Here is a 19,732-nt window from a genome sequence, read left to right on the forward strand (position 1 = left end):
GAACACCGCCGCTCAGCCGAAGACGGACGGCGGCGACTCCAACTCCTCCAGCTCGATGCCGGGTGCCGCGAGCACCACGTCGCCAGCGATGTGCACGGCATGCTGCTCGCCCGTGTCCAGGGCTGTGACCTGGTATTCGTCCACGGTCAGAGGGCCGTTGTCAGTGCCGTGTGTTTCTCTTTTCAGCAAGGCCCAGGACTGGTCCACGGTGCGGGGGGCGAGGACCGGTTCCGTGAGGCTGACCAGGCGGACGCGGGTCGCGGCGGAGGAAGGGGTGAGGCGCAGGAGACGGGTGGTGGCGATGAGGAACGCGGGAGAGGTGCCGGTGAAGGCGTGCGCGCGGACATTGCCTTCGGTGGCATCGGTGCCGGTGGGGTCGGTGCGGACCCAGGTGACGCCGTCGAGAGCGGCGCCGCGCACCTGCCAGCTCGCCGCATGGAGTTCCAGCCGGATCGGGCGGCCGAGTTCGTCGAGCGTGAGGTCGACGGAACCGCTGTGATCGCCGGAGGGGGTGGTGAGTTGGGAGACATAACGCCAGCCGGACGGGCCGGGGGCGCACTGGAAGTGTTCTGCTGCGAGGGGGGTGTGATCGTGCGGATCGTGGAGCGAATAACGGCCGCGGGGCATCGGGGTCCTGGGTCTTGACGGGCCGGTCCGGCCGACGGAACCAAAGGGGCAGGCCCCCGGCACGGGGGTGCGGGGGCCTGCCTCGGAGGATCTGCTGCTGAGGACCCGCCGCTGAGAACCGCGTCAGTGCACGGACGCGGTCACAGCGGGCGGGGTCGCCGGCTCAGTAACGGTAGTGGTCCGACTTGTACGGGCCCTCGACCTCGACGCCGATGTACGACGCCTGCTCGGGGCGGAGCGTGGTCAGCTTCACGCCGAGCGCGTCCAGGTGGAGGCGGGCGACCTTCTCGTCGAGGTGCTTGGGCAGCACGTAGACGTCGGTCGGGTACTCCTCGGGCTTGGTGAACAACTCGATCTGGGCCAGGGTCTGGTCCGCGAAGGAGTTGGACATCACGAACGAGGGGTGGCCGGTGGCGTTGCCCAGGTTCAGCAGACGGCCCTCGGACAGCACGATGAGGACCTTGCCGTCGGGGAACTTCCAGGTGTGGACCTGCGGCTTGACCTCGTCCTTGACGATGCCCGGGATCTTCGCCAGGCCGGCCATGTCGATCTCGTTGTCGAAGTGACCGATGTTGCCGACGATCGCCTGGTGCTTCATCTTGGCCATGTCCGCGGCCATGATGATGTCCTTGTTGCCGGTCGTGGTGACGAAGATGTCGCCCTTGTCGACGACCTCGTCCAGCGTCGTGACCTGGTAGCCGTCCATCGCCGCCTGCAGCGCGCAGATCGGGTCGATCTCGGTGACGATTACGCGGGCGCCCTGTCCGCGCAGGGACTCCGCGCAGCCCTTGCCCACGTCGCCGTAGCCGAGGACGACCGCGGTCTTGCCGCCGATGAGGACGTCGGTGGCGCGGTTGATGCCGTCGATCAGGGAGTGGCGGCAGCCGTACTTGTTGTCGAACTTCGACTTGGTGACGGCGTCGTTCACGTTGATCGCCGGGAACAGGAGGGTGCCGTCACGGTGCATCTCGTAGAGACGGTGCACGCCGGTCGTGGTCTCCTCGGTCACGCCGCGGATCTCCGAGGCGAGCTGGGTCCACTTCTGCGAGCCCTCGGAGATGGTGCGGGTCAGGACCTGGAGGACGACGCGGTGCTCGTCGGACTCGGCGGTGTCGAGGGAGGGGACCTTGCCGTCCTTCTCGTACTCGACGCCCTTGTGGACGAGCATGGTGGCGTCGCCGCCGTCGTCCAGGATCATGTTCGGGCCGCCGGTGGGGGTGTTCGGCCAGGTCAGCGCCTGCTCCGTGCACCACCAGTACTCCTCCAGGGTCTCGCCCTTCCAGGCGAAGACCGGGATGCCCTGGGGGTTCTCGGGCGTGCCGTTCGGGCCGACGGCGATGGCGGCGGCCGCGTGGTCCTGGGTGGAGAAGATGTTGCAGGACACCCAGCGGACCTCGGCGCCGAGGGCGACCAGGGTCTCGATCAGGACGGCGGTCTGCACGGTCATGTGCAGCGAGCCCATGATGCGGGCGCCGGCCAGCGGCTGGCTGGCGGCGAACTCACGGCGGATCGACATCAGGCCGGGCATCTCGTGCTCGGCGAGGGTGATCTCCTTGCGGCCGAACTCGGCCAGGGAGAGATCGGCGACCTTGAAGTCCTGTCGGTTGTCGACAGTCGTCATTACGAGGAGCTCCTCGGGGTTGGGGCCTGGTGGATACGGCTGGTCTGCGCGGCAGCGGACACAGGGGTGCCCGAAGGAGGGCACAGGAATGCCCCCGTACGCGCAGCGCAGTCCGTCGGAGGCCCTCTCTCCCTCGGTCGGTCCGCGTCGGGACCGCCCGACCGCCATCAGCAGCGACGTCTGGCTCCCACCCAAGCTACACCGGTGGACCCGGCCGCCCCCAGCCCGCCTCCGGACGGATCCGGCCGAACTCCGGCAGGTGTCCGGTGTCGGACCGGGTTTCCGGGGGAGCCGCAACAGGGTGCCCGCGAGCGGTGGGCGGGGGGGTGCCTCTATGTCCTTCGTCAAGGCTGAGTGGGTTATGCGGGAGCGGTTTCGGGGGTTCGGGGTTCGTAGAAGGTGCCGTCGCGGAGCATGGCGAAGAGCACGCTGATGCGGTGGCGGGCGAGGCGGAGGATGGCTTGCGTGTGGGTTTTCTTGCGGGCGCGTTGTTTGTCGTAGTAGGCGCGGGAGGCGGGATCGTGCAGGGCGGCGAAGGCCGAGAGGAACATCGCCCGTTTCAGTTGCCGGTTGCCGCCTCTGGGCGCGTGTTCGCCGTGGATCGAGGTCCCCGAGGACTTCGTGGTGGGCGCGAGCCCGGCGTAGGAGGCCAGGTGGGCGGCGGTGGGGAAGCTGGTGCCGTCGCCGACGGTGACCAGCAGGACGGCGGCGGTCCTGACCGCGACCCCCGGGATCGAGGTCAGGACCGGGGAAAGAGGGTGTGCCTCCAGCAGGGCCTCGATCTGGGCTTCCAGGGTCCGGCGCTGGTCGTGGACGGCTCCGAGCGAGCGGGCCAGGGACGGGATGACGATGTCGAGGGTGCCGGTGCCGGGGACGACGACGGTCTGTTCGTCGAGCGCGTCGAAGATCTCGTCGATCAGCCGGGCCGCCATGCGTGGGGCTCTGGGGCGGACCGCCTCGACGAGCCTGCGGCGTCCGGCTTTCCGCAGGCTGGCCGGGGAGCCGTAGCGTTCCAGCAGCCAGGTGACGGCCTGGTGGTCGAGACGTGGGCCCAGGACGCGTTCCAGGCTGGGGTGGAACTGGGTGAGCAGGCCGCGTATCCGGTTGGAGGTGCGGGTGGCCTCGGCGGCGAGGTCCTGGTCGAAGCCCACGAGCACGGTCAGTTCGGCGGTGATCTCGTCGGTGAGTTCCAGCGAGCGCAGTGCGTGGGGCAGGGTGCGGGCGGCGTCCGCGATGACCGCGGCGTCCTTGGCGTCGGTCTTGGCCTCGCCCGGGTAGAGGTCGGCGATCCGGCGCATGGCGAGGCCGGGCAGGTAGGCGACCTTGCAGCCGGCGTCGCGGGCGACGGTGAGGGGGAGGGCTCCGATGGAGGCGGGCTGGTCCACGATCACCAGGACGGTGCCGAACTTCGCGGTGAGCTTGTCGAAGACGGCCCGCAGTTTCGGCTCGCTGTTGGGCAGGGGCTTGTCGAAGACCTTCTTGCCGGCCGGGGTCAGCCCGTGCCCGTGATGGGCGCTCTTGCCGACGTCCAGGCCGAGGAACACGCCCACGTCTTTGGTGTCGAACATCGCGCCCTTCCAGGGGAGTTGAACGTGCCGGCCTCGGCATCGGTGTCGTGCACGCGCATCCACGTTATGCAGACCTGCCGCCCGCGGGGAGCCGGGCGTTGCGCTCGGCGGGGCGGTGGTCGGGCCTCTGATCAGCGTCTCCGACGGCACCTTCCGGGCCCGGTGACACCACCCCCCAGGTCATGCCTTCGACAGGGGGGAACAGTCATGCCGGGCCCGGAGGCCAGCGGTCCTCTTGCAGGACCGCGAAGAACATAACGGGGGGAGCGCACGACGGCGACCAGGGACTTCCGCGTCTTTGAGTCGGGCGTCGGATGTTGCAGGATGCACGGAGATCAGGAACCTCTGATCGATCTTGCGGGACGTCCGGGACGGCGTTCCGCACGACGAAGGTGTTAGGAGAACGACGTGACGACTACGGCCGGCCCTCCCCCCATGGGCGGCGATGGCGAGCGGCAGCGGTTGAAGCTGCTCGCGGTGACCGCGTGCCCGACCGGCATCGCCCACACGTACATGGCCGCGGAGAAACTCGCGCAGGCCGCCGAGAGCCGCGGCATCGACATGAAGGTGGAGACGCAGGGATCCATCGGGGCTGAGAACATCCTCGATGATAACGATGTCAGCACCGCGGACGGCGTCATCGTCGCCGCGGACAAGGACGTGGACCTGAGCCGTTTCGTCGGCAAGCGGGTCCTCGTGGTCGGGGTCGCCGAGGGCATCCGGCATCCCGAGCGACTGATCGAGCAGGTGCGGTCAGCGCCCGTACACACGGCGGGCGGTACGGCCGCAGCAACAGCGGCACCGGGCGGCAGGGAGCGGAGCGTCGCGTACAAGGCGCTGATGAACGGGGTCAGTTACATGATCCCGTTCGTCGTGGTCGGCGGGCTACTGATCGCGATCTCGCTGTCGCTCGGCGGCCATCCGGACCCCTCCGGCGGTCTGGTCATCCCGAAGGACTCCTTCTGGATGGACGTGAACAACATCGGCGTGATCGGTTTCACGCTGATGGTGCCGATCCTGTCCGGCTACATCGCCTATGCGATCGGCGACCGGCCCGCGCTCGTGCCGGGCATGATCGGCGGGTGGATCGCCAACACCGGTTCGCTGTACGACTCGAAGGCGGGCGCCGGCTTCATCGGGGCGATCGTGACCGGGTTCCTCGCCGGCTATCTGGTGCTGTGGATCAAGAAGGTCAGGGTCCCGAAGTTCGTGCAGCCGATCATGCCGATCATCGTGATCCCGATCCTGGCGACGACGGCGCTCGGACTGTTCTTCATCAACGTGATCGGGAAACCGATCTCCTGGGTGTTCGAGCACCTCACCAGCTGGCTCGGCGGGATGACCGGCACCAGCGCGATCCTGCTCGGCACGATCCTGGGGCTGATGATCGCGTTCGACATGGGCGGGCCGGTCAACAAGACGGCGTTCCTGTTCGGCGCGGGGCTCATCGCGACCGGCAACCAGGCCGTCATGGGCATGTGCGCGGCCGCGATCCCGGTGATGCCGCTCGGCCAGGGACTGGCCACGCTGATAAGGCAGCGTTTCTACACCGAGCAGGAGCGGGAGACCGGTCTGGCCTCGCTGTTCATGGGCTGCTTCGGCATCTCCGAGGGCGCGATCCCGTTCGCGGCGGCGCGGCCCGCGCAGGTCATCCCCGCCAACATGCTGGGCGGCGCGGTGGCCGGTGCGGTCGCCGGGCTCGCCGGGGTCAAGGACGCCGTGCCGCACGGCGGGCCGATCGTGGCGGTGCTGGGCGCGGTGAGCGGCGTACCGATGTTCTTCGTCGCGGTGGCGATCGGTACGGCCGTCACCGCGGTGACGACGGTCGCGCTGGTCGACGTGAGCGAGCGGAAGCGGCGCGGGGAGCCCGTCGGACACGGGGTCACTCTCGAACCCGAGCTCGCGTTGGTCGGAGCCGGGGTGGGAGCGCCGGGCGCCGGGACCGTCGTAGCGGAGCGGCGGACTGGGCGCGGAGAGACGGTGACAGCGGGCGTGGTGGGCTCTGGCGGCTCAAGTGCGCATGCTGCGACCGCAGTTGGCCCTACGGCAGATGCCGGATCGGTCGCCGCCGAAGGCGCCCCCGGTTCCGGCTCCCCCACCACCGCTAACCCCACCCTCGAAGTCCTCTCCGGCTATCTCACCGAGCGGACCGTGAAGGTACGGCTCGATGCGGACGGCAAGGAGGCTGTGATCCGGGAGATGGCCGGGCTGTTGGCGCGGACCGGGAAGGTCGTGGACGTCGAGGAGTTGGTGGCGACCGCGTTGCGGCGGGAGGCGCAGGGGACGACCGGGCTCGGGGAGGAGATCGCGATTCCGCATGCCAAGACGGATGCGGTGAGTGCGCCGGTCGTCGGGTTCGCGCGGTCGGCGGAGGGGGTCGAGTGGGGCTCCCTGGACGGTACGAAGGCCCGGCTGGTGTTCATGATCGCCGTGCCGGAGGCGGCCGCTGGTGATGAGCATCTGCGGATCCTGGCGCTGCTGTCGCGGAAGTTGATGGATGCCGGGTTCCGGGAGCGGCTGTCGGCGGCCGGGGACGAGTCGGCGGTGCTCAGTGTGCTGAGCGAGGTCGTTTAGCCGCCGCGGGCCCGCGGCCGTCGCAGGTCGCGGGCCCGCACAGTCCGTTCACAGAGACCCGCTACCCTCGCGCCCGCGGAAGTGCCGCATGGGGAGGGAAACGATGTCGGGCAAGGGGCGGGGACTCGGGGTCGCGGCTGTCGTGGTGGGGCTGTTGGGGGTGGTGCTGGCGATCGGCGCGCTCACGTACGCGCGGAATTCGTACGGGGGTTCCACCATCAGCAGCCAGAGCATGGCGCCGACGTACCAGCCGGGCGACCGGATCATCTACGAGAAGGTCGACGGCGGCGAGGTGCACCGCGGTGACGTCGTGCTGTTCTCGGCGCCGGACCGCTACGGGTTCAGCGCGAGCGTGATGCAACGAGTCGTCGGGGTGGGCGGCGACCGCGTGGTGTGCTGCACGGGGTCGGGCACGGCCGCGCGGATCACCGTGAACGGAAAGCCACTGGCGGAGCCCTATGTGAAGCAGGGTGATGTCGACGGCGTGCACAAGACGTACGACGTGACAGTCCCGAAGGGGCGGCTGTTCCTGCTCGGTGACAACCGCGCGAACTCCAGGGATTCGCGTTTCTTCGCGAGCGACCACGACGGGACGGTGGCCGAGTCCGCCGTCCGGGGCCGGGTGACCGACGACCGTACGGTCGCCTCCGGCATCGGGGCGGTGGTCATCGGCGGGGTCGTCCTCGCCCTGGTCGGTATCGGCCTGGGGATCGCCGCGTTCGTAGTACGGCGGCGGCAGCGGGCGGTGCCGGTGGCGCCGTGGCCCGTTCAGCAGGGCTAGCCGGAGCAGCGGGGCCGTCGGACGTCTCGGCGGGCCTGTTGCCGTAGCGGAGGGTCTCAGTGCTCGGCGGGGTGCTGGGCCGGGCCTCCGGGGGTGGCTTCGCGGTCCGGGCCCTTGGTGGCTTCGGACTCGCTGTAGATGTCGGGTTCGAGGTAGATCACGCGGGCGATCGGGACGGCTTCGCGGATGCGGGACTCGGCGGCGTTGATCGCGGTGGCGACCTCGGTGGCCGTGTCGTCGTGCTGGACCGCGATCTTGGCGGCGACGAGCAGTTCCTCGGGGCCGAGGTGGAGCGTGCGCATGTGGATGATGCCGGTGACCGTGTGGCCGTCGACAATCGCGGCCTCGATCTTCTTGACGTCCTCGGTGCCGGCGGACTCGCCGAGCAGCAGGGACTTGGTCTCGGCGGCCAGGACCAGGGCGATCAGGATGAGCAGGATGCCGATGCAGAGCGTGCCGATGCCGTCCCAGATGCCGTCGCCGGTGAGCAGGGCCATGCCGACGCCGCCGAGGGCGAGGACCAGGCCGATGAGCGCGCCGAAGTCCTCCAGGAGGACGACGGGCAGTTCGGGGGCCTTGGCGCGGCGGATGAACTGCGACCAGGAGTGCGTGCCGCGCAGTTCGTTCGACTCCTTGATGGCCGTACGGAACGAGAAGCCCTCGGCGATGATCGCGAACACCAGGACGCCCACCGGCCAGTACCAGTGCTCCAGTTCGTGCGGGTGCCTGATCTTCTCGAAGCCCTCGTAGACGGCGAACATGCCGCCGACGGAGAAGAGGACGATCGAGACGAGGAAGGCGTAGATGTACCGCTCGCGGCCGTAGCCGAAGGGGTGTTGCGGGGTGGCCTCGCGCTGGGCCTTCTTGCCGCCGATCAGGAGCAGGGCCTGGTTGCCGGAGTCCGCGAGGGAGTGGACGCCCTCGGCGAGCATCGAGGACGAGCCGCTGAAGGCGAACGCCACGAACTTCGATACCGCGATCGCGAGGTTGGCGCCGAGTGCCGCCACGATCGCCCTGGTGCCGCCTGACGCGCTCATGTGTTCGCGGTGTCCCTTCGCCTTCGTACGTCTGCCCCGGACGTCTGCCCTGAGCGGCTGTCCGGTCGTCTTTGCCCGTCCTTTGCCGGTGGGCCATTCTTGCAGCCCTGCCCGGCGACGGCTCGTCAGGTATCCACAGGCCCGGTCATACGATCACGGTGGCCCGGAAGACCGTGCCGACTCCGGACACCTCGGCCGTGTCTCCGGCCGGGACGAACACCGACTGACCGGGCTCCAGTTCGAACTCGCCCGCCTTCACCGCACCGGCCGTGCAGAGCAGGATCTGCGGGGTGTCGAGGGTGAGGTCGTGGGCGCCGGTGCCCTCAGGGAGGACGTACCGGGACAGCCGGAACTCGTCGATGGGGGTCTCGTAGACCTCCTCGCCGTCGGGGGACGCCTCGGGGCGCAGCACTCCGGGGTCGCTCGCCTCGAAGCGGACGATGCGCAGGAGTTCGGGGACGTCGACGTGCTTGGGGGTGAGGCCGCAGCGCAGGACGTTGTCCGAGTTGGCCATGATCTCGACGCCGAGGCCGTTGAGGTAGGCGTGCGGGATGCCTGCGCCGAGGAACAGGGCCTCGCCGGGCTGGAGTCGGACGTAGTTGAGGAGCATGGCCGCGATGACGCCGGGGTCGCCCGGGTAGTGGTGCGCGATGTCGGCGTAGGGGGCGTAGTCGCCGCCCAGGCGCGTGCAGGCGGTCGCCGCCGCGGTGACCGTGCGGCGCATCTCCTCGGGGTCGGCGGTGAGGATCGCCGTGAGGACCTCGCGCAGGGCGGCTTCCTCGGGGTGTGCGTGCAGGAGGTCGACATACGGCTTCAGGGAGTCGACGCCGAGGCCGGCGAGCAGGTCGGCAGCCTGCAGCGGGTCGCGGAAGCCGCACAGGCCGTCGAACTCCGTGAGCGCGCAGATCAGTTCGGGCTTGTGGTTGGCGTCCTTGTAGTTGCGGTGCGGGGCGTCCACGGGGATGCCCCGGCGCTCCTCGTCGGCGTAACCCTCCTTCGCCTGCTCCAGGTTGGGGTGCACCTGGAGGGAGAGCGGGGCACCGGCGGCGAGGATCTTCAGCAGGAAGGGCAGTCGCGGGCCGAACTTCGCCACCGCCTTCTCCCCCAACTCCCGCTCCGGGGACGCCTCGATGACCTCGACGAGCGTCCCGCGCGCGGTGCGCGAGGGTGCGCCCATGTGCGCGCCCATCCACATCTCCGCCTGCGGTTCGCCGCTCGGCTCGATGCCGAGCAGCTTGGGGATGGCGGTGGTGGAACCCCAGGCGTAGGGGCGGATCGTGTTGTCGAGGCGGTCCATGCGGGTCTCTACCGGTTCTCTCTGCGTACGACGTGAGGACGACGTGGATTCGCGCCACGTACGACGGTGTACGGCGGCCAGGGCTTCGACGACAAGATCAGGCGCCCGAGGCGAGCGCCAGGTAAACGGCGGCGAAATCCGTCATGGCGATCAGCTCCGCGAGGGTCTCCAACTCGCCGCCCTCCTCGGGCTCCAGCTCGCTGATCGGCGTGTCGTGACTGAGGGCCAGGTCACGGGCGGTCGGCGCGGCCGTGAGGCCGCCGATCGGACGGTCCCGGAGCAGCACCACGCGTGCGTGCAGCGCGGGTGCCTCCTCGACACGGTCGCGGAAGAAGTCGTCGGGGTCGGCGCTGGCGGCGAGCGGGCCGGCCAGCAGCGCGTTGTGCTCGGCAAGCGCCTGGGGCAGTTCGGAGACGAGCGCGGGGCGGCCGGCCAACTCGGCGAGCGCGGCGGCGAATCGGCGGCCCGCCGGACCGGCCGACGTGCCCTCCGTCCAGATCACCGGGAGCGAGTCGGCGAGTTCGGAGGCCAGGGTCTTCGCGGGGTTGCTGTACGTCGCGACGGCGGGCCCGCAGCGCTCGGCGACCTGGTCGAGCCGGTCGGCGACCTTCTCCAGGGCCTCCGGAGGCCCGCTGAGCAGTCCGGTGCGGTCCAGGATCGCGAGCAGCGGGGTGAGCAGCGCCCAGAGCACTCCGGGGGCGGAGGCGGCCAGGGGCTCGTCGTGCTCGTACGGTGCGGTCGCCATCGGCACGAAGAGGCCGTGGGCGCCGTCCACCGCCTCGGTGAGCGGGCTGCGGCTCGGTGCTACGGCGACGACGGTGCAGCCGCGCCGGTAGGCCTGCTCTGCGAGGAGGGCCAGGCCGGGTTCGGTGCCGTCCGGGGTGGTGATCAGCAGGAGGTCCACGGAGCCCGCCCAGCCCGGGAGTTCCCAGCGCAGGGCGCCGGCCGCGGGGGCGACGCCGGTGGGCGCGAGGCGGGTGACGGGGCTGCTGGCGCCGGCGAGGGTGCCGAGCAGGTCGGCGACGCAGGTCGCGGCGACGCCGGGGCCGGCGATCAGGATGGCGCGGGGGCGGCCGTCCGGTTTCAGGTCGTGGACGCCCGCCTCGGCGGCGTGCCGGGCGGCCGTGCGCACCCGGGCACCGGCTTCGGCGGCACCGCGGAGCAGGGCTCGGCGGTCGGCCTCGGCCAGTGCCTCCGGGGTGTCGAGCAGCGATTCGTCGAGCATGGGCGGCGGCCTCCGATCGCGTCGTCGTCGGTTACGCGGGGTGGCGGGCCTCGTCGACGAGCAGTACGGGGATGCCGTCCCGGACGGGGTAGGCCAAGCCGCAGTCCTCGCCGGTGCAGATCAGCTCGGTGTCCTGCTCCTTGAGGGGGGCGTGGCAGGCCGGGCAGGCCAGGATCTCCAGGAGGCCGGCTTCGAGCGGCATGAGGTGTCCCTCCGAGGGGGTGTCTGCGACGCTTGGGCGGATGTGCCTGGTCAGGGTACCGCCGCTTGAGAAGGCTTGCCGGGGTTGGGGCCGACGTCCCTGGGGGCTGCGCCCCCAGACCCCCCTTCGGCCTGAACGGCCTCGTCCTCAAACGCCGGACGGGCTGAGTGAGGCCGACCTGGGTTGGAGGGGTGGGCTCCGCCCCGGGTGGGTGGGGGTTCGGGACGGTTGACTCGGCCTCCGACGCCAGACAGGTTGAAAATGCGGGCCAACGTTGGAGAGGTACGCCCCCTCCAGGTTGGCGGGGGTCCAGGACGGCTGACTCGGCCCCGACGCCAGACGGGCTGAAAAAGCGAGCCAGCGCCGGAGAGGTGCGCCCCCTCCGGGTGGGTAGAGGTTCGGGACGGTGAACTCGGCCTCCGACGCCAGGCAAGCCGAAAATGCCGATCGGCGCCGCAGAGATGCGCTCCCTCTGAGTGGGGCGGCGGGACGGTGCACTCGGCCACGGACAGCGCACCGGCTGAGGATGCCGGCCCACGTGGAAAGGCGCCCCCTCCAGATGGGTCGGACCGGCGTCGAGAAGAACCGTCGGCCGAAGCGCCGTCACCCCCTGATGATCCCCAGCACCTCGTCCCGGACCTTCGTCATCGTCGCCTCGTCCCGTGCCTCCGCGTTGAGCCGCAGCAGCGGTTCCGTGTTGGAGGGGCGGACGTTGAACCACCAGTCGGCGGAGGAGACGGTGAGGCCGTCGAGTTCGTCGAGGGTGAGGTCGGTCTGGTTCTCGTAGGCGGTGCGGATCGCCGCGAGGCGGGCCTGTTGGTCGTCGACCGTGGAGTTGATCTCGCCGGAGCCCACGTAGCGGTCGTACTGGGCCACGAGGGCGGAGAGGGTGCCGTCCTGGCCACCCAGGGCTGCGAGGACGTGGAGGGCGGCCAGCATGCCCGTGTCGGCGTTCCAGAAGTCCTTGAAGTAGTAGTGCGCGGAGTGCTCGCCACCGAAGATCGCGCCGGCCTTCGCCATCTCGGCCTTGATGAAGGAGTGGCCCACTCGGGTGCGTACCGGTGTGCCGCCGTTCTCCTTGACGACCTCGGGGACCGACCAGGAGGTGATCAGGTTGTGGATGATCACGCCCTTGCCGCCGTTCCTCGCCAGCTCGCGGGAGGCCACCAGGGCGGTGATTGCGGACGGCGAGACCGGGTCGCCGTTCTCGTCGACCACGAAGCAGCGGTCGGCGTCGCCGTCGAAGGCGATACCGAGGTCGGCGCCCTCCACGCGGACGCGTGCCTGGAGGTCGACGATGTTCGCCGGGTCGAGCGGGTTGGCCTCGTGGTTCGGGAACGTGCCGTCCAGCTCGAAGTACATCGGGACCAGCGTGAGCGGCAGGCCGACGAACACCGTCGGGACCGTGTGGCCGCCCATGCCGTTGCCCGCGTCGACGACGACCTTCAGGGGGCGGATGGAGGTCAGGTCGACGAGGCCGCGGAGGTGCGCCGCGTAGTCCTCCAACGTGTCCCGCTGGGTGATCGTTCCCGTCGGTCCGGAGACCTCCGGCGCGCCCGAGTCCAGCCAGGACTCGACGAGTTGGCGGATATCGGCGAGGCCGGTGTCCTGGCCCACGGGGGCCGCGCCCGCCCGGCACATCTTGATGCCGTTGTACTTCGCGGGGTTGTGCGAGGCCGTGAACATGGCGCCGGGGAGGTCGAACGCGCCCGACGCGTAGTACAGCTGGTCCGTGGAGCACAGGCCGATCTCGGTCACGTCGACGCCGCGCGCCGCCGCCCCGCGCGCGAAGGCGGCGGACAGGCCCGGGGACGAGGGCCGCATGTCGTGCCCGGTCACGATCGCGCTCGCGCCGGTCACTTGGACGAAGGCCGCTCCGAACAGCTCGGCCAACGACTCGTCCCACTGGTCCGGGACGACGCCCCGTACGTCGTACGCCTTCACAAGCTGTGACAGATCAGCAGACACGGCCAACCCTCCAGAAAGTCCTATCGGTCGCCCCAAACTACCCGCCAGGACCGGCATGCGACGTGCGGCAACCGAGCCGTCCACACACCGTTACCTCAGCTCAGGGCGGCATCTACCCCAGCGGTACAGGGTGGTTGGGTGAGGGGCCGCGTGAATCGTTGAACAACTCGCCCGCGGGTCAGGCGGATCGTTGAACGACCGGATCACCGAGCGAGTGGATCGTTGAACGACGGGTTCACTGGATAACCGGATCGTTGAACGATCGGCCCGCTGAACAGCCGGATCGTTGAACGAGCTGCGGCCACGAACTCCGGGACGGACGCCGTCAGTTGTCCGGTGAGCGCAGCACCCGAAGATGACCCCGGCGTGCGACCTCCATCGGGTCCGCCGTGCGAGCCCCGCCTCCGCCGCCGGCGCCTGCCGCCCGCTCCTGGGGACGGGCCGCCTCGCGCACGGCGTTGGCGAGCGCTTCCAGGTCGTCGCCGCTCGGGCGGGCCGGGGCGGAGCTGTCGAGGAGGCGGACGACTTCCCAGCCGCGGGGCGCGGTGAGGCGCTCGGAGTGCTGGGCGCACAGGTCGTAGCAGTGGGGTTCGGCGTAGGTGGCGAGCGGGCCGAGGACCGCGGTCGAGTCGGCGTAGACGTACGTCAGCGTCGCGACGGCGGGGCGGCCGCAAGCGGTGCGCGAACAGCGACGTACAGGGCTCACGACGTTGGACGGTACCGCACTCTTGAGCGGGCCGCGACGACTCTCCCCCAGGTCACCCCACCGTGTCGGGCTGTGAAACGCCCCACACACCCCACCGGCAACACGCAGCTGACCTGCGCGGACACCCTCTCCCGAAATCTCGAACAGGGTCGAGCCCGGTCACCACTCGGCACAAACACCGTCAATTGCCTTGAGAGGGACGGTCTTCGAGACATACGGAATCGAGCCCAACCTTGGCTGGAATGGTCATCCGGCGACATGCCGTGCGGAGCACCCGACGGCGGGTGGAGTCGGGCGGCCGGACTCGGCGGGGACTACGCTTCACCAGTGATGGACACCCCCGTACCGCCCTCCGCCGCCGGCCCCGGGCCCCGCCGCCGCGATCGCCACGGCCGGGGCATGCGCGGTCCGATCGCGCCGCCCCAGGTTCCGCTCGCCGCGAGCCGCGCCGACGCGTTCGCGGACCTGGTGCAGGACTCCGTGGAGCGCCTGGAGCGACGCTGGCCACAGTTGTCCGAGATCGATTTCCTCGTCCTGGAAGTCCCTCGACTGGGTGGTGCGGGCGAGGGCTGGAACGACGAGTCGGTGCCCCTGGGGGGCACGATCGCCGCCCGCGAGGGACAGTCCGCGCGTGTGGTGATCTACCGGCGCCCGGTCGAGATCCGCACGAAGGGGCGCGACGAACGGGCCGCCCTCGTCCACGAGATCGTCGTGGAGCAGGTCGCCGAACTGCTGGGGCTCACCCCGGAGACGGTCGATCCGCGCTACGGGGAGGACTGAACCCTCCCCACGCGTGCGTGCCCCCCGGCTTCTACTTCTTCTGCAGCACCGACAGGTCCTCGTCCGTCTGCGGCACCGACACCGTTCCGCGGTCGTCGGGCAGTGTCTGGATCGTGAAGCCCGGTACGCCCTCCTCGGTCGCCGACAGCGTCCGGGCCGCGTACACCGGGCCGCCCGACTGCGGTTCGACCGTCAGCGCGTAGGTGCCCTTCAGGCCTGCGGGGACCGGGAGTTCGACGTCCTCGGTGGTGCCGGCCTTGATCGTGTACGTCTTCGAGACGGGCGTACCGCCACCGCTGCCCGCGGACGCGGTGACCTTGACCGTCGCGGTGCGGGTGGGGGCGACCAGGGACAGCGTGGAGCCCTTGGCGCTGTTGTCGGCGGACGTCGCGCGCGCGCCGACCTGGCCGGTCGCCGGGATGAACGCCGTCTCCTGCTTGCTGCCCTTGCCCCGTACGACCTTCAGCGCGGCGACGATCGGCACGGACTGATCGGTCGGTGTCAGGACCAGCGAGCCCGGGTCGCCGCGCGTGACGTCGCCCAGGTCGACGGCGGTCGTCATGCCCGCCTTCACGTGCACGGTCTCGTGCCCGGCCGGCGTGATCATCCCCGTGGGTGACGACAGCCGCACCTTCAGGTCGGCGTCCGAGTCGCCCGGCGTGAAGGCGATCAGCCGCACGGAGGTGGCGTCCTTCGGGATCCCCGGCATCACCAGGCTGCCCGCCGGGTCCGTGGACGCGGCCAGCCAGTCGCCGCCGAGCTTGGAGTCGAGGGCCTGCACGGACGCGCCGACCCGGCCGCTGCGCACGCTCACGTGCACGGTCAGGTCGGTCTCCGGGTCGTCGGTGAGCGTGGACAGCAGGATCGGCTCGCTGGCGTGCGGCTCGACCGTGATGCCCTCCCCCACCGTCGACTTGAGGTCGCCGTCCTTGCCGTAGAGCTCGATGTCGACGACGGCGGCGGAGTCGTCCGGGTTGGTGAGGTGCACGTAGTCGGTGCGGCCGGTGGCGGTGCTGGCGCCCGGGAACCAGAACTCGGTGTCCGGGGCGGTGCAGTTGACGCCCTGGAGGCCGCGGCCGTTGCCCGCGGCGACCTCGGTGGTCTCCTGGACGGTCCAGCCGGGCGCGTACTTGCCCTCGGCGGTGCCGAGCAGCGCGGGCGCGTCGGCTCCGGAGTTGTCGCCGGTGGCCGGGGTGCCGGGGGCCTTCGGCTCCAGGACGGGCTTGGCGGGCTTCTTCTTGCTGCTCGTGCCGTCGCCCGACTCCTCGGTGGCGGACTGGAGTTCGGCCTTGCCGCCGCTGTCCGTGCCCGTCGTGACGGGCGTGAAGGACGTGTACGAGGTGTCGGCGAGGTCGGAGGTGCTGGGCGCCGGGCAGAGCAGGCTGGTGCGCTCCACGGGCAGCCGGGCGGCCGCCTTGGCGGTGCCGGTGCCGGACGCGGCCGGTGCCTTCATCTCGGCGAACCCGGTGACGGCGGCGAGCGCGACCACGCCGGCGAGGAGGGACAGGGTGGGGCGGTTCACTGCTGGCTCCCGTCGGGACGCTTGTTGCCGTGCGGTTGTTGCTGCTGGGCCGGGTCGTACGTCGGGTCGTAGGCGGGGTCGTAGTTCGGGTCGTAGCCCTGGTTCTGCCCCTGGTTCTGCCCCAGGTTCTGGTCGTAGCCCGGGTCATACGTCGGGTCGTACGCCGGTGCCGCGGGCTGGCCGCCGTACGCGTACGGGTCGTACTGGCCGCCCTGACCGGTCTGGTAGGGGTCCGCCTGGTACGACTGGTCGTAAGTGCCCGCCGGGTACTGCTCGTTGGTCTGGTACTGCTGCTCGCCGCCGTAGGTGCCGTACTCGGCGCCCGCGTAGCTCGCCGCGTCCCACTCTCCGTAGGACTGCTGCTGCGGGATCGCGGCGACGGCCTCCTCCTCCGGAGGAGGCGTGGTGTTCGTCGCGAAGGCGTCGAACTGCCCGGTGTCCGCCGGGTCGTCGGTCTCGTCGGTGGATTCGGCCTCCGCCTGGGCGCGCAGGCGGCGGGCCCTGCGGCCCTCGCCCGCGACGGCCTGGGCCGGGATCAGCTCCTCCTCGGGGAGGTCGTCGTCGATCTCACGCCGACGGCCCGGGAGGGCGAGCACGACGAGGACGAGGGCGAGTGCGCCCTGTGCCCACAGCCAGGCGGTGTGCCCGATCGGGTCGTCGTAGGTGACGTCCAGCTTGCCGCCGGAGGCGGGGAGTTCGAAGCCCTGGGCCCAGCCGTCGACCGTGGTGCGGGTGAGCGGCTTGCCGTCCAGGGTGCCTGTCCAGCCCGCGGCGGCGGAGTCGGCGAGGCGCAGGACGCGGCCGGTGGCGCCGGACGGGATCGTGGTGTGGATGTCGACGGGTCCGGCGGCGACGGGCTTCGGGGTGGCGGAGCCGGTGACGATCGCCGCGCGGGAGACCTCCTCGTCCACCTGCCACAGAGCGCTGCCGTCGGCCTGGCTGAGCCTGCTGAGGCCGGGGGTGGCGTCCAGGACGCGGCTGACCTCGCGGGGCGCGCCCTTGTGGACGAGGACGTAGCGCACGGCGAAGCCGCCGAGTTCGTCGGCCTGGTCGGCGCCGGAGCCGGCGACGAGGTTGGCGACGACCTTGTCGAGCTTGGTGTTCTCGCCGTCCGCCGCGGCGAACTCGCCGTCTCCCATGCGGGCGCCGGAGCCGCGCACCAGCATGTAGCCGACGTGGGCGGCGGAGTCGCTGTCGAGGACGAGGGTGCGCGCCTGGTCCCGGGTGCCGCTCTCCTCGGCGACGAACGCGGGCACCTGGGTCGGGTCGTGGCGCTCCAGGGGGCCGTCGGCGCCGCGGATCATCCAGCCGGCGGCGACGAGCAGCGGGCCCGCGGCCGAGGCGAAGGCGATCAGCACGGCCACCGGCTGGCGCCAGCCGAAGCTCTGCTCGGCCACACGCGCGCGTGCCCCGTCGGCGCCGAGCGCGGCGGCGGCGAGGAGGGCGAGGCCGTAGACGAGGGTCGCGGGGCCGGCCCAGGTGGAGCTGTTGGACAGGACGGCGAAGACGAGGCCCACCAGGGCGACGCCCCAGGCCGTCCAGATGCCGAACTGACGCTCACTGCGCAGCAGGGCGGCGAGCGCGGCCAGGACGATACCGATGAGCATCAGGCCGCTGACCGTGCCGGGGCCGCCGGGGCTTGCGCCGAGCAGGTCGAGGGGGGACGCGGACCCGGAGCCGTACTCCAGGCCTGCCTGCTGGAAGAAGCCGAACGGGAGCAGGGTCAGCGACCAGGGCGCCAGGATCAGCAGCGGGGTGCCGTACTGGGCCAGGAAGCGCGGTCCGTAGCCGACGAGGTCGCCGCGGCGCACGGCCAGCAGGGCGACGCCCAGGAGCAGCGTGATGGGCCAGATGATCGGCGTGAAGGCCGTGGTGACCGTCAGGAGCAGGGCGTACGCCCAGGTGGCGCGCCAGCTGCCGCGGGCCCCGGAGGCGTGCGTGAGGCCGCTGGCCGCGATGCCCGCGCGGGCCATCAGCGGGAGCAGCACGGCGAGTACGGCGGTGCCGATGTGGCCGCCGGCGAGGGCGCCGGTGGCGGCGGGCAGGAAGGCGTAGACGACGGCCGCCCACGCGCGCAGCAGGCGCGACTCGACGAGCGGGCGGGACGCGAAGTAGGCGGTGAAGCCCGCCAGCGGGACCGAGGCGACCAGGAGGACCGTGACCGCGAGGCCGGTCGAGCCGAAGAGCAGCGAGGAGAGCATCGCGACGAACGCGAGGTACGGCGGCGCGGACGGGGTGCCGCCGACGCCCACCGGGTGCCAGGAGTCCAGGAAGCGGGACCACAGCTCACTGGAGTCGCCCGGGGCGGGCAGCAGCGCGCCGCCCGTGAGTGCGCCGCTGGCGAGCAGGCCGCGGCAGGCGACGAGGGAGACGAGCAGCAGCACCAGGAACAGCACCGGGCCCGGCTTGCGGGCGATGCGCTTCACGCGCGCGAACTGCTCGATCTCCAGGAAGTCCGCGTCGTCGCCGCCGGGTCCGGACTCGACGGCGCCGCCGTGCCGGCCGGCTCCGGAGGTGATCTCAGGGTCGGAGGTGTCGACGAAGCTTCCGGCGACCTGTTCGAAGGTGGCCCGCACGGTCGCGCCGGGCGGCGGGAACAGGGGCCGCAGTTCGGCCTTGTCGATCTGGGCGCCGGCGCGCCTGCGCCGCCCGGCGAGGATCCGCTCGGGGCGCAGCAGGGTCCCCAGGAGACCGCGGATCTCGTCGAGGGCCTGTCCGGGGACCTTGCCGACGAGGTTGGCGACGGTCCGCAGCAGGGTGCCGACGACGACCCTGAAGAGGACCCAGGGCAGCACGGCCGTACGGCTGTTGACGAGCAGGGTGTAGACGGCGCCGGCCTTGTCGACCTTGTGCGGGGAGGCGACGGTGCGGCCCGCGCAGTCGACGGCGCGGCGCTCGCGGGAGGCCGCCTCGGCGTGCCGTACGACCGCCTCGGGGGCGACCAGGACGCGGTGGCCGGCGGCGGTGGCGCGCCAGCACAGGTCGACGTCGTCGCGCATCAGGGGCAGCCGGCGGTCGAAGCCGCCGAGTTCGTCGAAGACGTCGCGCCGGACGAGCATGCCGGCGGTGGACACGGACAGCACGGGCCGTACGTGGTCGTGCTGGCCCTGGTCCTGTTCGCGGCGGTCCAGGCCGGTCCAGCGGCGGCCGGAGTGGGCGATGGTGACGCCGACCTCCAGCAGCTGCCGCCGGTCGTACCAGCCGCGCAGCTTGGGGCCCACGACGGCCACGTCGTCGCGGCCCAGTTCGTACTCCTGGTCCACGACCCGCAGCAGCTGTGCCAGGGCGTCCGGCTCCGGGGCGGAGTCGTCGTGCAGCAGCCACAGCCACTGGACGGGCTCGCCGTACGGGAGTTCGGGCATGTCGTAGGCGTCGTCGCGCCACGTGCGCGTGACGGGGTCCCAGCCGCTGGGGCGCTTCAGGTACGGCAGCTCGTCCGGGGTCAGCAGCGGCGAGGTGCGGTTGGCCTCCTCGACGGCCTGGCCGAAGCCGGTGCGCCGGGCGAGGTGGAGCACGCGGTCGGCGCCGAGGGCGTCGGTGACCAGCTGGGCGGAGTCGTCCGCGCTGCCGGTGTCGGCGGCCATGACGCTCTGCACGGGGCGCTCCTGGCCGAGCAGCCCGGCCAGCGCGTCGGGCAGCCAGCGGGCGCCGTCGTGGGAGACGAGCACCGCGGTCACCACGTGACGCGGGAACTCAGGAGTGGCAGCGTCGTGTTGGCCTGCCGTGTGACTCTGCACGGACATCGAGGTACGGGCCCCGGTTCGATGGACTGCGGTGGACGCCCGTGTCCCGAGGGGACTGCGGTACGTCTCGGACGAGCGCCC

At 71.2% G+C, this 19,732-nt stretch carries 14 protein-coding genes; 3 read left to right on the forward strand and 11 right to left on the reverse strand.

The features are described 5' to 3' along the window. Window positions 1-12 precede the first annotated feature (12 nt). From OG496_RS24180 to OG496_RS24190, 3 genes are all read right to left on the reverse strand, one after another. Window positions 13-627 (reverse strand): hypothetical protein, encoded by a 615-nt coding sequence (locus tag OG496_RS24180; protein WP_399395530.1) that lies wholly within the window; start codon window positions 625-627, stop codon window positions 13-15. Between the two features lie 163 nt (window positions 628-790). Beyond that, a complete protein-coding gene (ahcY, locus tag OG496_RS24185; protein ID WP_366498945.1) occupies window positions 791-2,248 on the reverse strand; it encodes an adenosylhomocysteinase in 1,458 nt (485 codons plus the stop codon). Window positions 2,249-2,607: 359 nt separating this feature from the next. Beyond that, window positions 2,608-3,816, reverse strand: coding sequence for an IS110 family transposase (locus OG496_RS24190; protein ID WP_405854076.1), 1,209 nt, complete (start codon window positions 3,814-3,816; stop codon window positions 2,608-2,610). Between the two features lie 408 nt (window positions 3,817-4,224). On the opposite strand from OG496_RS24190, the gene OG496_RS24195 reads away from it, so the two are divergent. Then, entirely contained in the window at window positions 4,225-6,390 is a 2,166-nt protein-coding gene (locus OG496_RS24195; RefSeq protein WP_405972367.1) for a fructose-specific PTS transporter subunit EIIC, read from the forward strand. Between the two features lie 88 nt (window positions 6,391-6,478). After that, window positions 6,479-7,171, forward strand: a complete 693-nt coding sequence (lepB, locus tag OG496_RS24200; protein WP_405972368.1) for a signal peptidase I — start codon at window positions 6,479-6,481, stop codon at window positions 7,169-7,171. Between the two features lie 56 nt (window positions 7,172-7,227). On the opposite strand, the gene OG496_RS24205 is transcribed toward lepB, so the two are convergent. The 6 genes from OG496_RS24205 to OG496_RS24230 form a co-directional block, all read right to left on the reverse strand. After that, window positions 7,228-8,208, reverse strand: a complete 981-nt coding sequence (locus tag OG496_RS24205) for a cation diffusion facilitator family transporter (protein ID WP_405972369.1) — start codon at window positions 8,206-8,208, stop codon at window positions 7,228-7,230. Window positions 8,209-8,353: 145 nt separating this feature from the next. Further along, the gene (manA, locus tag OG496_RS24210) at window positions 8,354-9,505 is read right to left on the reverse strand and encodes a mannose-6-phosphate isomerase, class I (protein WP_405972370.1); all 1,152 of its coding nucleotides are present in this window, start codon (window positions 9,503-9,505) and stop codon (window positions 8,354-8,356) included. Between the two features lie 97 nt (window positions 9,506-9,602). Beyond that, complete coding sequence (locus tag OG496_RS24215) at window positions 9,603-10,730, reverse strand: SIS domain-containing protein (protein ID WP_405972371.1); 1,128 nt, start codon at window positions 10,728-10,730, stop codon at window positions 9,603-9,605. A gap of 31 nt (window positions 10,731-10,761) precedes the next feature. Beyond that, window positions 10,762-10,932 carry a Trm112 family protein gene (locus OG496_RS24220; protein WP_019072213.1) on the reverse strand — a complete coding sequence of 57 codons (171 nt, stop codon included), beginning with the start codon at window positions 10,930-10,932 and terminating at the stop codon, window positions 10,762-10,764. 603 nt (window positions 10,933-11,535) lie between these two features. Further along, on the reverse strand, window positions 11,536-12,900 hold the full coding sequence (locus tag OG496_RS24225; RefSeq protein WP_405972372.1) for a phosphomannomutase/phosphoglucomutase: 1,365 nt from the start codon (window positions 12,898-12,900) through the stop codon (window positions 11,536-11,538). A 325-nt stretch (window positions 12,901-13,225) separates the two neighbouring features. Continuing rightward, window positions 13,226-13,657 (reverse strand): DUF3499 domain-containing protein, encoded by a 432-nt coding sequence (locus tag OG496_RS24230; protein ID WP_366498952.1) that lies wholly within the window; start codon window positions 13,655-13,657, stop codon window positions 13,226-13,228. A gap of 279 nt (window positions 13,658-13,936) precedes the next feature. Between OG496_RS24230 and OG496_RS24235 the strand changes: the two genes are divergently transcribed. Continuing rightward, the gene (locus OG496_RS24235) at window positions 13,937-14,386 is read left to right on the forward strand and encodes a metallopeptidase family protein (protein ID WP_405976699.1); all 450 of its coding nucleotides are present in this window, start codon (window positions 13,937-13,939) and stop codon (window positions 14,384-14,386) included. 31 nt (window positions 14,387-14,417) lie between these two features. Here the strand turns inward: OG496_RS24235 and OG496_RS24240 are convergent, their stop codons facing one another. Both OG496_RS24240 and OG496_RS24245 read right to left on the reverse strand, forming a co-directional pair. Then, a complete protein-coding gene (locus OG496_RS24240; protein WP_405972373.1) occupies window positions 14,418-15,908 on the reverse strand; it encodes a DUF5719 family protein in 1,491 nt (496 codons plus the stop codon). Further along, a complete protein-coding gene (locus OG496_RS24245; protein ID WP_405972374.1) occupies window positions 15,905-19,651 on the reverse strand; it encodes a glycosyltransferase in 3,747 nt (1,248 codons plus the stop codon). Before OG496_RS24245 ends, OG496_RS24240 begins: the two co-directional genes overlap by 4 nt. Window positions 19,652-19,732: the final 81 nt, after the last annotated feature.

The sequence above is a fragment of the Streptomyces sp. NBC_00988 genome (assembly GCF_045162645.1).
Taxonomy (GTDB): Bacteria; Actinomycetota; Actinomycetes; order Streptomycetales; family Streptomycetaceae; genus Streptomyces.

Bases quoted from the DNA above. Each gene is read 5' to 3' on its own strand.
- OG496_RS24245 (WP_405972374.1), bottom strand. From the start codon at position 19,651: ATGTCCGTGCAGAGTCACACGGCAGGCCAACACGACGCTGCCACTCCT.
- lepB (WP_405972368.1), top strand. From the start codon at position 6,479: ATGGGGAGGGAAACGATGTCGGGCAAGGGGCGGGGACTCGGGGTCGCG.
- OG496_RS24180 (WP_399395530.1), bottom strand. From the start codon at position 627: ATGCCCCGCGGCCGTTATTCGCTCCACGATCCGCACGATCACACCCCC.
- manA (WP_405972370.1), bottom strand. From the start codon at position 9,505: ATGGACCGCCTCGACAACACGATCCGCCCCTACGCCTGGGGTTCCACC.
- OG496_RS24220 (WP_019072213.1), bottom strand. From the start codon at position 10,932: ATGCCGCTCGAAGCCGGCCTCCTGGAGATCCTGGCCTGCCCGGCCTGC.
- ahcY (WP_366498945.1), bottom strand. From the start codon at position 2,248: ATGACGACTGTCGACAACCGACAGGACTTCAAGGTCGCCGATCTCTCC.
- OG496_RS24235 (WP_405976699.1), top strand. From the start codon at position 13,937: ATGGACACCCCCGTACCGCCCTCCGCCGCCGGCCCCGGGCCCCGCCGC.
- OG496_RS24190 (WP_405854076.1), bottom strand. From the start codon at position 3,816: ATGTTCGACACCAAAGACGTGGGCGTGTTCCTCGGCCTGGACGTCGGC.
- OG496_RS24205 (WP_405972369.1), bottom strand. From the start codon at position 8,208: ATGAGCGCGTCAGGCGGCACCAGGGCGATCGTGGCGGCACTCGGCGCC.
- OG496_RS24215 (WP_405972371.1), bottom strand. From the start codon at position 10,730: ATGCTCGACGAATCGCTGCTCGACACCCCGGAGGCACTGGCCGAGGCC.